10 protein-coding genes are annotated in these 15,001 nt (G+C 61.6%); 3 read left to right on the top strand and 7 right to left on the bottom strand.

Annotated features, from left to right (window positions below; genetic code table 11):
- Window positions 1-3: 3 nt before the first annotated feature.
- Window positions 4-369: a copper homeostasis periplasmic binding protein CopC gene (gene copC, locus ACP7A2_RS07915; protein ID WP_375067649.1), complete on the bottom strand. Its 366-nt coding sequence runs from the start codon at window positions 367-369 to the stop codon at window positions 4-6.
- A 203-nt stretch (window positions 370-572) separates the two neighbouring features.
- Between copC and ACP7A2_RS07920 the strand changes: the two genes are divergently transcribed.
- Entirely contained in the window at window positions 573-1,193 is a 621-nt protein-coding gene (locus tag ACP7A2_RS07920) for a TetR/AcrR family transcriptional regulator (RefSeq protein WP_426133771.1), read from the top strand.
- A 109-nt stretch (window positions 1,194-1,302) separates the two neighbouring features.
- Here the strand turns inward: ACP7A2_RS07920 and preA are convergent, their stop codons facing one another.
- The 3 genes from preA to hydA all read right to left on the bottom strand — a co-directional run bounded on the left by preA (window position 1,303) and on the right by hydA (window position 5,537).
- Complete coding sequence (gene preA / locus ACP7A2_RS07925; protein ID WP_426133772.1) at window positions 1,303-2,577, bottom strand: NAD-dependent dihydropyrimidine dehydrogenase subunit PreA; 1,275 nt, start codon at window positions 2,575-2,577, stop codon at window positions 1,303-1,305.
- Window positions 2,577-3,944 (bottom strand): NAD(P)-dependent oxidoreductase, encoded by a 1,368-nt coding sequence (locus tag ACP7A2_RS07930; protein ID WP_348060451.1) that lies wholly within the window; start codon window positions 3,942-3,944, stop codon window positions 2,577-2,579. The genes preA and ACP7A2_RS07930 overlap by 1 nt, the downstream gene beginning before the upstream one ends.
- A gap of 153 nt (window positions 3,945-4,097) precedes the next feature.
- Entirely contained in the window at window positions 4,098-5,537 is a 1,440-nt protein-coding gene (hydA, locus tag ACP7A2_RS07935) for a dihydropyrimidinase (RefSeq protein WP_426133773.1), read from the bottom strand.
- A 591-nt stretch (window positions 5,538-6,128) separates the two neighbouring features.
- On the opposite strand from hydA, the gene ACP7A2_RS07940 reads away from it, so the two are divergent.
- Window positions 6,129-7,616, top strand: coding sequence for an NCS1 family nucleobase:cation symporter-1 (locus ACP7A2_RS07940; protein ID WP_426133774.1), 1,488 nt, complete (start codon window positions 6,129-6,131; stop codon window positions 7,614-7,616).
- A gap of 155 nt (window positions 7,617-7,771) precedes the next feature.
- Window positions 7,772-9,055 (top strand): Zn-dependent hydrolase, encoded by a 1,284-nt coding sequence (locus ACP7A2_RS07945; protein WP_426133775.1) that lies wholly within the window; start codon window positions 7,772-7,774, stop codon window positions 9,053-9,055.
- A gap of 90 nt (window positions 9,056-9,145) precedes the next feature.
- Here ACP7A2_RS07945 and ACP7A2_RS07950 read toward each other — a convergent pair whose 3' ends face one another.
- The 3 genes from ACP7A2_RS07950 to ACP7A2_RS07960 are packed head-to-tail and all read right to left on the bottom strand — an operon-like array spanning window position 9,146 to window position 14,925.
- Window positions 9,146-10,564: an efflux transporter outer membrane subunit gene (locus ACP7A2_RS07950; RefSeq protein WP_426133776.1), complete on the bottom strand. Its 1,419-nt coding sequence runs from the start codon at window positions 10,562-10,564 to the stop codon at window positions 9,146-9,148.
- On the bottom strand, window positions 10,548-11,714 hold the full coding sequence (locus tag ACP7A2_RS07955; protein WP_426133777.1) for an efflux RND transporter periplasmic adaptor subunit: 1,167 nt from the start codon (window positions 11,712-11,714) through the stop codon (window positions 10,548-10,550). The genes ACP7A2_RS07950 and ACP7A2_RS07955 overlap by 17 nt, the downstream gene beginning before the upstream one ends.
- Window positions 11,704-14,925, bottom strand: coding sequence for an efflux RND transporter permease subunit (locus ACP7A2_RS07960; protein WP_426133778.1), 3,222 nt, complete (start codon window positions 14,923-14,925; stop codon window positions 11,704-11,706). Before ACP7A2_RS07960 ends, ACP7A2_RS07955 begins: the two co-directional genes overlap by 11 nt.
- Between the last annotated feature and the right edge of the window lie 76 nt (window positions 14,926-15,001).

Consider the following 15,001-nt stretch of genomic DNA (forward strand, 5'->3'; position numbering starts at 1 on the left):
GGGTTATTGGCCGACCTTGAAGCTGTATTCACCGTTGCTCTTGTGAGTGTCGACCGACACCGCGTTCCACACCACCTTATAGTTACCGGCGGCCAGTGGCGCGGCGGGGGTGACGACCAACACCTTTTTGTCGGCGTCCGGGGTTTCCAGGCCCTTGATTGCGATTTCGGTGCCGTCCTTGCTCAGGGAGACCTTGGTGAAAGTGGCCTCGACGCCCTCGCTGAAGGTCAGGCGCAAGTCGGCGGGCGCAGCCACGGTGCTGTCAGCCGCAGGCGTCGAACTTTTGAGATGAGCATGGGCAAACGCCGCCGAAGCGCCGAACAGGGACGCGAGCAGGGCGACGGTGGTCAGGGTGTTCTTGATCCGCATGGTTCAATACCTTCAGGTTAGGGAGTGGTAGCGTCTCGTGCAGCACGGCAAAGGTTTGGCCTTCGCCCTCCAACGGTGATCGCGCGATCCTAACCAATCCGATTTGCGTGGGGAAGGTTCGCGCAGGAAGTTTCATTATGGCCTGTCGCCGCGATCTGGAGCCGATGGTAGTCTCTTACCCAAGTTGTTGTCAGGGAGCCCTCATGGGCAATCACAAGATCGGAATTCGTCGCACCAACGTCGAGAAAATCCTGCTGGCGGCGGAGAAAGTCTTCGCTGAAAAGGGCTATGGCAGCACCGCCATGGCCGACATCGCTGAAGAAGTGCAACTGCCGCGCTCCAACCTGCATTACTACTTCACCACCAAAAGCGAGCTGTACAGCGCGGTGCTGTTCGACCTGCTGGAGGTGTGGAAGCAGGATGCCCTGAGCTTCGAAACCTTCGATGACCCGCGTGTGGTGCTGAGCAGCTACATCCGCGCCAAGATGCAGCGCTCGCGCACGCGGCCGTATGGGTCCAAGGTGTGGGCGAATGAAATCATCCACGGCGCGCCGACGCTCGGTGAGGCGCTGGATGCAAGCCTGTACGACTGGGCCAAGATGAAGGAAGCGAAAATTCGCCAGTGGGTGGAGGACAAACGCATCCTGCCGGTGGAAGCGTCGAGCCTGCTGTACATGATTTGGGCGTCGACCCAGCACTACGCCGACTTTGATCACCAAGTGAAGATTTTGAATGATCACCAGCCGTTGTCGGACATGCAGTTCGAGAAGGCGATTCAAACGGTGACGGGGGTGATTTTGCGCGGGATTGGGTTGGAGCCCTGATTTTTTGGTGGGGCTTATGGCCTCATCGCAGGCAAGCCAGCTCCCACAGTTGAATGTGTTCACAAATCAACTGTGGGAGCTGGCTTGCCAGCGATTGCAATCTGGAAGGCTACACAGCCTCCCGATAAGGATTCCTCGGATCCTGTGTCCAGTTCAAAAACGGCTTGCCCGTGTCCACCGGCACCATCTCAATGCAATCCGCCACCGGGCAGGTGATCTGGCATAAATTGCACCCCACACACTCATCATCAATCACTTCGTAAACGTGCGTCCCGTCTGGCTGTTTCACACTCGCAATCGCCTGGTGCGACGTGTCCTCACAGGCAATATGGCAACGCCCACAACCAATGCACGCTTGCTGATCGATCTTGGCGATTACCTGATAGTTGATGTCCAGGTACTTCCAGTCTGTGGTATTGCCCACCGCCCGCCCGGAAAATTCCTGCAGGCTTGTGTAGCCCTGGCTGTCCATCCAGCGCGACAGGCCGTCCTTCATCTCCTCCACAATTCGAAACCCGTGCAACATGGCCGCCGTGCACACTTGCACCGCGCCGCAGCCCAACGCGACGAATTCCGCCGCATCCCGCCAGTTGCCGATGCCGCCAATCCCGCAGATCGGCAGCCCTTGAGTCTGTGGGTCGCGGGCGATCTCGGCGACCATGTTCAGCGCAATCGGTTTGACCGCCGAGCCACAATAGCCGCCGTGGGTGCTTTGCGTGCCGACCATCGGCAGGGCGACCATGCGCTCCAGGTCCACGCTGGTGATGGAGTTGATGGTGTTGATCAGCGACACCGCGTCTGCGCCACCGCGATAGGCCGCACGCGCGGCCACGCGGATGTCGGTGATGTTGGGCGTGAGCTTGACGATCACCGGCAGCGAGCTGTACGTCTTGCACCAGCGCGTCACCTGTTCCACGTATTCCGGCACCTGACCGACCGCCGCGCCCATGCCACGCTCGGGCATGCCGTGGGGGCAGCCGAAGTTCAGCTCGATGCCATCGCAGCCCGTGGCTTCCACCAGCGGCAGGATGTTTTTCCAGGATTCTTCAACGCACGGCACCATCAGCGACACGATCAGTGCGCGGTCCGGCCAGTCCTTTTTCACCTGGGTGATTTCCCGCAGGTTGATCTCCAGGGAACGGTCGGTGATCAACTCGATGTTGTTGATACCCAGCACTTCACGGTTGGCGCCGTAATGGGCCGAGTAGCGCGATGACACATTGACCGCCGCCGGGTCTTCTCCCAGGGTTTTCCACACCACACCGCCCCAGCCTGCTTCAAAGGCGCGGACCACGTTGTAGGCCTTGTCGGTGGGCGGCGCGGAAGCCAGCCAGAACGGGTTGGGGGCTTTGATACCGGCAAATACAATCGAGAGATCGGCCATTACGCGGCCTCCACATTCAGCATGAGTTGGGCGTGCATGGCCTCAGCGGCGAGCTTGCCGTGTTGCACCGCTTGCACGGTGAGGTCCTGGCCGAGGCTGACGCAATCGCCGCCGGCATACACGCCGGGAATGCTGGTGCGCAGTTGCTCATCGACGAAAATCCGCTCGCCCACGCGGTGCAGTTGCTGGGCCAACGGGTCGTGTAACGCCTCGTTATCGAAGCCTTGCCCGATGGCCTTGAAAATGGCATCGGCGGCGAGTTCGAAGGTTTCACCGGTGGGGTGCAGACGGCCGTTTTCCATGCGCGTGCGCAAGAAGCGCATGCCGCGTACGTGGCCTTTGTCGTCGAGCAAGACCTCTTCGGGCTGGGCCCAAGTCAGCAGGCGCACCTGATTGGCCTTGGCAATATCCTGTTCATGGTGAGTGGCGCCCATGTCCGCCAAGCCACGGCGGTAGACGAGGTTCACGTCGCGCGCGCCGAGGCGAGCCATTTGCACGGCCATGTCGATGGCGGTATTGCCCGCGCCGAGCACGATGCAGCGGTCGGCCAGAGGCAGTTGGGTCAGGTCATCGGCCTGGCGCAGTTCGCGGATGTAGTCGGTGGCGGCGAGCAAACCGGGGGCGTCTTCGTGGGGCAGGCCGAGCTGTTTGCTGGCGGCAAGGCCCAGGCCGAGGAACACGGCATCGAATTGCTGGTGCAGTTCGCTCAGGGTCAGGTTGTCGCCCAGGCGTTGGCCGTGACGTATATCGATGCCGCCGATTTGCAGGAGGAAATCCAGTTCCTTCTGGGCAAAGTCGTCGACCAGTTTGTACTTGGCGATCCCGTATTCATTCAGGCCGCCGGCTTTTTCCCGCGCTTCAAAAATCACCACGTCGTGGCCATGCAGCGCGCTGCGGTGCGCGCAGGCCAACCCGGCTGGGCCAGCGCCGACCACGGCGATGCGCTTGCCGGTAGGCGCGGCGCGCTGGAAAGGGTGTTCGCTGAAGTGGGCGTTGTCGATGGCGTAGCGTTGCAACAGGCCGATCAGCACCGGGGCGCATTCTTCGCTGTTATTGCGCACGCACGCTTGCTGGCACAGGATCTCGGTGGGGCAGACCCGAGCACAGCTGCCGCCGAGGATGTTGGCCGAGAGGATTTTCTGCGCGGCGCCTTGTACGTTGTCGGTGTGAATGTTGCGAATAAACGAGGGGATGTCGATTTCGCTGGGGCACGCGTTCACGCACGGCGCGTCGTAGCAATACAGGCAGCGCGAGGCTTCCAGTTGGGCCTGGCGAGCGTTGAGGGGCGGCGCCAGGTCGGTGAAATGGCTGGCGAGCGTGGCCCCGTCCTCGGTGGGATGGGGGAGGTGGGTCAGGGTCTGGATCACGGTGTTGGCCTCACGGTGGTTGAGGTGCTGCCTCTGATGGGCACTGGTTTTTGTGTGGTCTGTTCGGGCCTCATCGCAGGCTAGCCAGCTCCCACATTTGAACTGTGTGAATCCGATCAAGTGTGGGAGCCGGGCTTGCCCGCGATAGCGGTATCAGCGTTTCACAGCAGTAGGCCTGGAATGCTCCGCCCGCTTGCTCAACTGCTCAAACACCGCTGGATACGCCGGCCGCTCCACGTACCGCCCGGCACCGCGCTCGGCGCGCAGGTCGCCGTCCGCCCAAACCACTTTGCCCTGGCTGATGGTGTGGCTCGGCACGCCGCGTACGGTCTTGCCTTCGAAGATATTGAAGTCGACGTTTTGATGGTGGGTCTTGGCGGAAATGGTCCGTGTACCCTCGGGGTCCCACAGCACCAGGTCGGCATCCGCGCCCACGCGAATCGCGCCTTTGCGTGGGTAAATATTGAAGATCTTCGCGGTGTTGGTGGAGGTCAGCGCGACGAATTCCTGCATCGACAGGCGCCCGGTATTCACGCCTTCATCCCACAGCAGCGCCATGCGGTCCTCGATACCGGCGGTGCCGTTGGGGATCTTGCTGAAGTCGTCACGCCCAGCGGCTTTTTGTTCGGCGCAGAAGCAGCAGTGATCCGTGGCGGTGGTGTGCAGGTTGCCCGATTGCAGGCCATGCCACAGCGCTTCCTGGTGCCCGCGCGGGCGGAAGGGCGGGCTCATGACGTAGCCGGCAGCGGTTTGCCAGTCGGGGTGTCGGTATACGCTGTCATCCAGCAACAGGTGGCCGGCAAGCACTTCGCCGTATACCGGCTGGCCCTTGGACCGGGCGTAGGTAATTTCGTCGAGGGCTTCCCTGGTCGACACGTGGACCAGGTACAGCGGCGTACCAATGGTCTCGGCGATCCGGATCGCGCGGCTGGCGGCTTCGCCTTCCACCTGGGAAGGCCGCGACAGCGGGTGCGCCTCCGGCCCGGTAATGCCCTGGGCCATCAACTTGCGTTGCAGGTGATACACCAGCTCGCCGTTCTCCGCGTGCACTGTGGGCACCGCGCCCAACTCAAGGCAGCGTTCAAAACTGGCGACCAGCGTGTCATCCGCTGCCATGATCGCGTTCTTGTAGGCCATGAAATGCTTGAAGCTGTTGATGCCGTGATGGCTGACCAGCTCGGCCATTTCCTCGCGTACCTGCTCGCTCCACCAGGTGATCGCCACGTGAAAACCGTAGTCGGATGCGGATTTTTCCGCCCAGCCGCGCCACTGGTGAAACGCTTCCATCAAGGACTGCTGCGGGTTGGGAATCACAAAGTCGATGATCGAGGTGGTGCCCCCCGCCAAACCTGCCGCCGTGCCGCTGAAAAAGTCATCACTGGCCACGGTGCCCATGAAGGGCAGTTGCATGTGGGTGTGGGGGTCGATGCCGCCGGGCATCAAGTATTGGTCACTGCCGTCGAGTAGTTGTGTGCCGGCGGGAACATCCAGATTCGTGCCAATAGCGCGAATTAGACCGCCTGCGCATAAAACATCGGCGCGGTAACTTTCATCATGGGTAATAACGGTGGCGCCACGGATCAACAGCGACATGTCGAATTCCTCACAGGCTTGACCGGCTTGTGCCAGTTCTAAGTGTTGTAATGCCTCTTGCCGATGATGGATTAAAACCTGTCATCGGTGACAGGAATAGAAACTAGCCCGAGTTTTTAGATTGAGCAAGCAGATTTTTTATAAGCTTATGGCGTGATTAAGTTACTGATAAATAAAGATAATTATTGTAAATCCCCAAAATGTAGCGGCGCCTCACCATTTTGACGCACTTGACAGGTTTCTAAACTGAGCAACATTTCTTATTGCAAATCAGACGCTTGAGACGTGCCTCTTGACGGGGGCGGGAAATAAAAATAATTGTGTTGCACCAGATTGAGTCCTGACGGTTCGTATAACTTCCACGTTAATTAGCCTGATTAACGTGGCAAGTACCGCAGGCGTAATCGGAAAGCTGATTAACATCAGCACCTTAGTTAAGCGGTGAGGGTTCAAGCCAGGTTGTCGGCACGGTTATTGAGTGCAGTGGCGGCTGGCCGGGCCCGTGATGTTATGTTGTTTACGAGGTACTCCGGCCATCCAGCGCATCGTGCTGGATGAGCAACAATAATTCGAAAAAACCGTGGAGCGGCCATGCAACAGAACAGATCGCAAGTCATTGAGCGCAACGGCCTGTACGAACTCGACGCCGGCCCCGACGTCCTCGACAGCCCTCGCTACAACCACGACATGGCACCGACCAGGGTGCACGAACGAACCTGGAACAAATGGCACATCACCGCGTTGTGGATCGGCATGTCGATCTGCGTGCCCACCTACACTTTGGGCGGCGTGCTTACCGCGTACTTCGGGCTGTCGGTGGGCGAGGCGCTGATGGCGATCCTGCTCGCCAACATCGTCGTGCTGATTCCGCTGACCCTCAACGCGTTCCCCGGCACCAAGTACGGCATACCGTTTCCGGTGTTGCTGCGCTCCTCGTTCGGCATCCTCGGTTCCAATGTGCCGTGTTTGATTCGGGCGCTGGTGGCCTGCGGCTGGTTCGGTATCCAAACGATGTTTGGCGGGCTGGCGATTCACCTGTTCCTTGGCTCGATTTTCGACGGGTGGAAATCCCTCGGCGGCACCGGTGAAGTGATCGGCTTCATGATTTTCTGGTGCCTGAACTTGTGGGTGGTACTGCGTGGCGCCGAGTCGATCAAGCGCCTGGAAACCCTCTCGGCGCCATTGCTGGTGGCCGTCGGCATCGGCTTGCTGGTGTGGGCGATGCCCAACGTGTCGATCAGCGAGTTGATGGCGATCCCACCCAAACGCCCCGAAGGCGCGAGCCTGACCGGTTATTTCATGGCCGGCCTGACCGCGATGGTGGGTTTCTGGGCCACCTTGTCGCTGAATATTCCGGACTTCAGTCGCTACGCCAAAAGCCAGAAAGACCAGATACTCGGGCAGATTTTCGGCCTGCCGCTGACCATGTTCCTGTTCGCTGCACTCGGCGTGATCATGACCGCCGCGTCGGTGAAACTGGTGGGCGTCAGCGTCTCCGACCCGGTCACCCTGATCGGGCATATCCAGAGCCCGGTATGGGTGGCCATCGCCATGGCGCTGATCATCATCGCCACCTTGTCCACCAACACCGCAGCAAACATTGTTTCGCCGACCAACGACTTCCAGAACATCGCGCCCAAGTTGATCAACCGCACCACCGCGGTGATTCTCACCGGCGTGGTGGGGTTGGTGCTGATGGGCCATGAACTGCTGAAAAAACTCGGGCTGATCGTTTCCGATGTGAGCCTGGAAACCGTCTATTCCAATTGGTTGCTGGGCTACTCAAGCCTGCTGGGGCCGATCGCCGGGATCATGGTGGTGGACTACTTCGTCACCCGCAAACAGCAACTCGACCTGGCCGGTTTGTACCGCGACGACGTGTACCCGGCGTGGAACTGGAGCGGGTTTATCGCCTTCGGCGTACCGGTGGTGCTGACCTTGCTGTCCCTGGGCAGTGATGCGTTCAGCTGGTTCTACAGCTATGGCTGGTTTACCGGTTCGGCGTTGGGCGGGTTGTTGTATTACGGCCTGAATGCCAAGCGCGGCGCCCGCCCAATCGCCGTTAAAACTTCGTTGTAAACCCGGTCAATGTGGGAGCTGGCTTGCCTGCGATAGCATCACCTCGGTTCGGCAGAAACACCGAGTCGCCTGGATCGCAGGCAAGCCAGCTCCCACACAAGCCAGCCCCCCTTTGATTGGGGCACTTTATAAAAATGTAGCCTGAGGAGATCCCCATGAACGCTGCCCTTGACGTTCTGCAATCCACCGATCAGCACATCAACCGCGACCGCCTCTGGCAGTCACTCATGGACCTGGCCAAACTCGGCGCCACGCCCAAGGGTGGCGTGTGTCGCCTGGCCCTCACCGACCTCGACCGCAAGGCGCGTGACCTGTTTGTGAAGTGGTGCGAAGAAGCCGGTTGCACCGTCACCATCGACGGCATCGGCAACATCTTCGCCCGCCGCCCTGGGCGCAATCCCGACCTGCCACCGGTGATGACCGGCAGCCACATCGATACCCAGCCCACCGGCGGCAAATTTGACGGTTGCTTTGGCGTGTTGGCCGGTGTGGAAGTGCTGCGCACCCTCAATGACCTCAACCTCCAGACCGAGGCGCCGCTGGAAGTGGTGGTGTGGACCAACGAAGAAGGCTCGCGCTTTCCGCCGTGCATGATGGGCTCGGGGGTGTTTGCCGAGAAATTCACACTGGCGGAGACACTCGCCAAGGTGGACGCCGACGGCGTCTCGGTGGGCGATGCGCTGAATGCCATTGGCTACGCGGGCACGCGGGCCGAGAGTGGGCACAAGGTGGGCGCCTACTTTGAAGCGCATATCGAACAAGGCCCGATTCTTGAGGACGAGAAAAAAACCATCGGTGTGGTGTTGGGCGCCCTTGGGCAAAAGTGGTTTGACTTGAAATTACGCGGTGTCGAGGCGCATGCGGGGCCGACGCCCATGCATCTGCGCAAGGACGCCCTGGTGGGTGCGGCAGCGGTTGTGGCGGCCGTGAATGCGGCGGCGCTCGGTCATCAGCCCCATGCGTGTGGCACAGTTGGTTGCCTGCAAGCCTATCCCGGCTCACGCAATGTCATTCCCGGCGAAGTGCGCATGACTCTGGATTTCCGCCATCTGGAACCGGCGCGGCTGGACTCGATGATTGCCGAGGTGCGCAACGTCATCGACAACGCCTGTGCCAAACACGGGTTGAGTTTTGAGATGGAACCGACGGCAGACTTCCCGCCGCTGTATTTCGACAAAGGCTGCGTGGACGCCGTGCGCGATGCGGCGAATGGGTTGGGCCTGTCGAACATGGACATCGTCAGCGGGGCAGGGCACGACGCAATCTTCGTCGCCGAGCTGGGCCCGGCGGGGATGATCTTCGTACCCTGTGAAGGCGGCATCAGCCATAACGAAATCGAGAATGCCGCGCCGGATGACCTGGCTGCCGGGTGTGCGGTGTTGTTGCGGGCGATGGTGGCGGCTTCGGCGGCGATTGCCAGTGGGAAACTAGCCGCTTGAGAGGCCGCCATCGCAGGCAAGCCAGCTCCCACATTGAACGGTGTGAACCCGATCAAATGTGGGAGCGGGCTTGCCCGCGATGGCGTCAGGTCAGGCACCCGGTTCCCAACCACCACCCAATGCCGTGACCAACCCCACACTCGCCTGCAACTGCCGCGTCTGCACCGCCTGCAGTGTCCTCTGCGCCTGTAACGCCGCTGTCTGCGCGGTCACCACATCCAGATAGCTCACTGCCCCCGCCTGATAGCTGTTCATCGCCAATGACTGCGTATGTTGCGCCGCATCCGCCGCCGCTTGTTCATCCTGTGCTTCCTGCTGCAAGTCGCGCAGTTGCGCCAGGTTGTCTTCGACTTCGCGGATGGCTTTGAGCACATGGCTGCGGTATTGCGCCGACGCTTCTTCAAACTCGGCTTTGGCCTGGCGTTCATTGGCGCTCAAGCGGCCGCCATCGAAGATCGGCAGATTGACTAACGGCCCCAGCGCCCAATACCGATTGCCGGCCGACAGCAGATTGCCGACGCCCTGCGTTTGCCCGCCAATCAAGCCGGTCAGACTGAAGTCCGGGTACCACGCCGCCTTGGCCACGCCGATGTTTGCGTTGGCGGCAAACACTCGCCGTTCCGCCGCCGCGATGTCGGGTCGACGTTGCAGCAGGTGACTTGGCAACTGCGACGGAATGCCGGGCAGCGCGATCAAATGCTGGCTTGGCGGCACGGAGAAATCGCTGGCCGCTACACCCACCAACTCGCCAATTGCGTGCTCGGTCAGGTTGCGTTGCGCGCGCACTTCATCCAGTTGCGCCTTGGCTTCGGCGAGTTGATTTTGCGCGCGGGTCAGGTCCAGTTCCGAAGCAATCTGGCCTTCATACCGGCTGCGCGTGAGTTGCAGGGCCTGGCTGAAGTCATCCAGCGAGCTGTTGAGAATGCGGCTCTGCGCATCCAGCCCGTTGAGCTGCACATACAACGTTGCCAACTGGTGCTGTAGGCTCAAGCGCGCCACCGCCAGATCATCCCCGGACGCTTGCGCCTGGGCATCTCCAGCTGCCACCTGATTGCGGATTTTGCCCCACAGGTCCAGGTCGTAACTCAACGAAAACTCAGCCGTGTTGCTGTTGTACACGGAGGGCTGCGTATCACCGCGCAACGGCCGTGAATCCGATTGCCGTTGGCGTAACGGCTGTGCGCTGGCAGTAATCTGCGGGAACAACCCGGCGTGCAGTTGGCTGGCATACGCCTGGGACGCATCGAAGTGCGCCAGCGCCGCCGCCAAATCCGGGTTGGCCTTGAGCAGTTGCTGTTGCAGGTCATTCAGGCGCGAGTCGTTGTAGAGCTTCCACCAGTCGGGCGCCAACTGGTCCGACGGTTGCGCGCTGTGCCACGGGCCATCGCGGGTCTGTTCGCGATAGCCCGCCGGCAGGTTGACCGTCGGCACCTTGTAGGTGGGCGCCATCGAGCAGCCTTGCAACGCGAGCAGCATCAACGCCGCGAGGGGTTTAAGCCTTGGGCGCATGCGCACCTCCGGCTTCAGCCAGTTGCACGGGGTCACCTTCGCGCAGCGCATCCGGCGGGTTATCGACCACGCGGTCGGCGGGTTTCAGGCCTTGGTCGATCACCAGGCGTTCGCCCAGGTCGAGACCGATGTGAATGTCTTGCAGGTGCACGTGGTTCTGCGCGTCCAGCACCGCAACCTGAGTGCCTTGGGCGCGGAAGATCAGCGCGCTGGCGGGGATGCTCACGCCGTGGGTGTCTGCCGGAATCGGCAGGGTGGCTTCGGCGTAATCGCCGGGCAGCAATTCGCCGTTGGGGTTGTCGGCGACGAACTGCGCAAGCAAGGTGCCGGAGCGCCGGTCGATGGCGGTGGAATCGCCAATCAAACGCGCCTTGAAGTGCTCGCCGGGGTGCTCGGGCACGGTCAGCTCGGCCTCCAGGCCTGGGTGGATAACGGCCGCGTAGTTCTGCGGCACCGGTACGTAGAGGCGCAGCTGGTGGGTGTCGGCGATGTTGAACAGCTCCGGGTCGCTGTCGGTATCGGCCTTGATCAACTGGCCGATGTCGGTGTTGCGCGCGGTGATGGTGCCGGCGAACGGCGCGCGGATGGTCTTGTAGCTTTCCAGCGCCGACAGCCGCGCGTAGTCGGCAGCGGCAGCTTCGGCGTTAGCCTTGGCTGCGGCGGCGTTGGAGGTTTTTTCATCGGCTTCCTGACGCGACACCGAATGGCTTGCCAGCAGGTTTTGCCAGCGCGTGGCGGTGGTTTGCGCCAGGCGCGCGTTGGCCTGTTCCTGGATCAGGCGGGCGTGGGTTTGCGCCATTTGCTGGTCGAGGTCCGGGCTGTCGATTTCGGCGAGCACTTGCCCGGCTTTGACCTGGGTGCCGATGTCGACTTTCCAGTCCTTCAGGTAGCCGCTGACCCGCGCGTGAATCGGTGCCTTGCTCCAGGCTTCCAGGTGCGCAGGGAGGCGCAGGGTGTCGCCGGCCACGTTCTGTTTGGGCTGGAACACCATCACTTGCGGGATGGCGGCTGTTTCCGTCCAGGCGGTGACCGATTGTTCGTGCATCGTGCGGGCGTGCAGGCCGTTGGCGACCAACAGGGCGGCCAGTGTCAGGCCGCCGACACCCATGAGCATCAGACGCTTGCGCGAGGGTTTGTGATCAGACGACATGTGGCGTTTCTCCAGCAGTTGCGCGAGTAGGGTGACGACCGTGGACCATGCTGAAGACCACGGGAACAAACAACAAAGTGGCGACGGTGGCGAAGATCAAACCGCCGATGACGGCGCGGCCCAGCGGGGCGTTTTGCTCCTCGGAAATGGCCAGCGGCAACATGCCGATGATCATCGCCAGGGCGGTCATGCACACCGGGCGAAAGCGTGTGTAGCCAGCTTCCATCGCCGCCTTCAACGCGTCGCCATGTTCGGCGAGGCGCTCTCGGCAGAAGCTCACCACCAGGATCGAGTTGGCAGTGGCCACGCCCATGCAGAGGATGGCCCCCGTCAGTGCCGGCACCGACAGCGAGGTGCCACTCAGGAACAGCATCCAGACGATGCCCGCGAGCGCTGCCGGCAAGGCGGTGATGATCACGAACGGGTCGGCCCACGATTGAAAGTTGACCACGATCAGCAGGTAGATCAGCACCACGGCGCCGAGCAAGCCGAAGCTCAAACCGCTGAAGGCTTCGTGCAGCGCATCGATCTGCCCGTGCAGGCTGATCACCGCGCCTTTGGGGCGCATGGAGGCGGTGTCATCCAGCACTTTCTGCACGTCGCGCGCTACGCCGCCGAGGTCGCGGCCTTGCACGTTGGCGTAGAGGTCCAGGGTCGGTTCGATGTTGTAGTGGGTCACCACCGCCGGGCTCTGCACCCGCGAGATGGTCGCCAAACCGCCGAGGATCTGCGACTGGCCGTCGGCACCGGTGACCGGCAAGGCTTCCAGTGACGGCAAACTGTCGAGGCGGTATTGCGGAGTGGCCGCAACGATCGAATACGACACGCCGTTGGCCGGGTTGAGCCAGAAGGTCGGCGCCACCTGGGAGCTGCCGGCGAGGGAGGCGACCATGCTGTTGGTCACGTCGCGCTCGGTAATGCCCAGGCCATTGGCGCGCATGCGGTCAACGTTGACTTGCAGCGACGGGTACCCGGTGGACTGCTGGATACGCAGGTCGGCGATGCCCGGCACGTGTTGCAGGCGACGTTCCAGCTCCACGGCGTAGGCGCGGTTTTCTGCGTCATTGCGCCCGGAGATTTTCACGTCCAGCGGGGCCGGTGCGCCGAAGTTGAGGATCTGGCTGCTGATGTCGGCAGGCAGGAAGGCGAAGTGGCTGCCGGGGAAGCTTTCCGGCAGGGCTTCACGCAGTTTTTTCACGTAATCGGCGGTCGGCGCGTGGTGCTTTTTCAGGGTGACCTGAATGTCGCCGTCCTGCGGGCCAATGGTGCCGCTGCTGCTGTAGGCCATGTCGATGCCGCTGAGCGGGATGCCGATGTTATCGACGATGGTGTCCAGCTCTGCCGCCGGAATCACTTCGCGAATCCGCGCTTCAATGCGGTCAAACGCTGCGGCGCTTTCTTCAATGCGCGTGCCCAGTGGCAAGCGCACGTGAAGGGCGAGGGCGCCGGCGTCGGTGGCCGGGAAGAAGTCCTGGCCCAGGCTTGGCAACAGCAGGAACGACAAGAGCACGCAACCCAGGAAACCGACGATAAAACGCTTGCGCGCGCCCAGCGCGAGCACCAGCAGGCCGTGGTAGGTGTCGCGGATATTCGAGAAGTGACGCTCGAAACCCTGCTGGAAATTCAGCACCGATTGCAGCACGCGGTTGCGTGGCTTCTTGTGCTGCTCACCTTCGTGGTGGTTGATGAATTCATCTTCCGGGTGATGCCCCGCGCCTTGCTCTGGTGTATGCGGTTTGAGCAGGAACATCGCCAGGGTCGGCACCAGGGTGCGCGAGAGGATGAACGAGCTGGCCATGGCAAAGATCACCGCCAGGGCCATCGGCCGGAACAGGTAACCGGCAATGCCTTGCAGCAGGAACATCGGCACGAACACGATGCAGATGCACAGCAGCGAAACGAAGGCCGGGCCGACGATTTGCGCGGCGCCGTCGAGGATCGCGGTCTTCACCGCCTTGCCTTGTTCCAGGTGCCAGTTGATGTTTTCGATGGTCACCGTGGCGTCGTCCACCAGAATCCCCACCGCCAACGCCAGCCCGCCGAGGGTCATCACGTTGAGGGTTTGCCCGGTGGCGGCCAACAGCGCGATGGCCGAGAGCACGGCCAGGGGAATCGAGGCGGCAATGATCAGGGTCGAACGCCAGCTGCCGAGGAACAGCAGGATCATCGCACTGGTCAGCAGGGCGGCGATGATGCCTTCCTGGGCCACGCTGCCCACCGACTGTTTCACGAACACCGACGCGTCACCCAGCAGCGAGGTTTTCAGCGACGGCGGCAGGGTTTCGTTGATGCGCGGCAGCATCTGGCGAATGCCGTCGATGATCGACAGGGTAGAAATGCTGCCGTTTTTCAGCGCCGGCATCAGCACGGCGCGGTGGCCGTCGACGCGCACGATGTTGGTCTGCGGTGGTGAGCCGTCACGCACGTGGGCCACCTGGCCGATGGTGATAATTGCACCGTCGACGGTCTTGATCGGCAGGTCGTTCAGCTCATCAATCGCCTTGGGGCTGTTGTTGAGCAGAATCGTGTATTCGTTGGGGCCGAGTTTGGCGGTGCCCACCGGGATGATCTGGTTCTGCAATGCCAGGGCATTGCCCACGTCTTGCGCTGACAAACCTTTGGCGGCCAGCGCCTGCGGGTCGAGGTCGAGGGTGATCTGACGTTGCTTGCCGCCCATTGGCGTGGGCATGGCCAGGCCGGGCAGGGCGCTCAGGGGCAGCCGGATGTTGTTTTGCACCAGGTCGCGGATTTTCGCTTCCGAGAGGCTCGGGCTGGAAAACGCCATTTGCAGGATCGGCACCGTCGAGGCGCTGTAGTTGAGGATCAGCGGTGGCGTGATGCCCGGCGGCATCTGCTTGAGCACGGTTTGTGAAACCGCCGTCACTTGGGCGTTGGCGGTGCGGATGTCCACACCGGGTTGAAAGAAGATTTTCACGATGCCCATGCCGGGCAGCGATTGCGATTCGATATGTTCGATGTCGTTGACGGTGGTGCTCAGGGAGCGTTCATAGGTGTAGATCACCCGACCGGCCATGGCGTCCGGCGACAGGCCGTTGTATTGCCACACTACCGCGACGACGGGGATGCCAATATCGGGAAAAACATCCGTGGGGGTTCGCAGGGCCGCCATCGGCCCGATGATGCAGATAAATATGGCCAACACGATAAACGTGTACGGCTTTTGCAGTGCGGTCTTTACCAGCCCGAGCATGCGTGAACCTCCGAGGGGAGCAAAATTGCAAACCCCGGCAGTCTTGCCCGACCCACCTAACACGCACCTTTCAGCC

Origin of the sequence: Pseudomonas sp. PWP3-1b2 (assembly GCF_049896045.1) — a bacterium.
Taxonomy (GTDB): Bacteria; Pseudomonadota; Gammaproteobacteria; order Pseudomonadales; family Pseudomonadaceae; genus Aquipseudomonas; species Aquipseudomonas antarctica_B.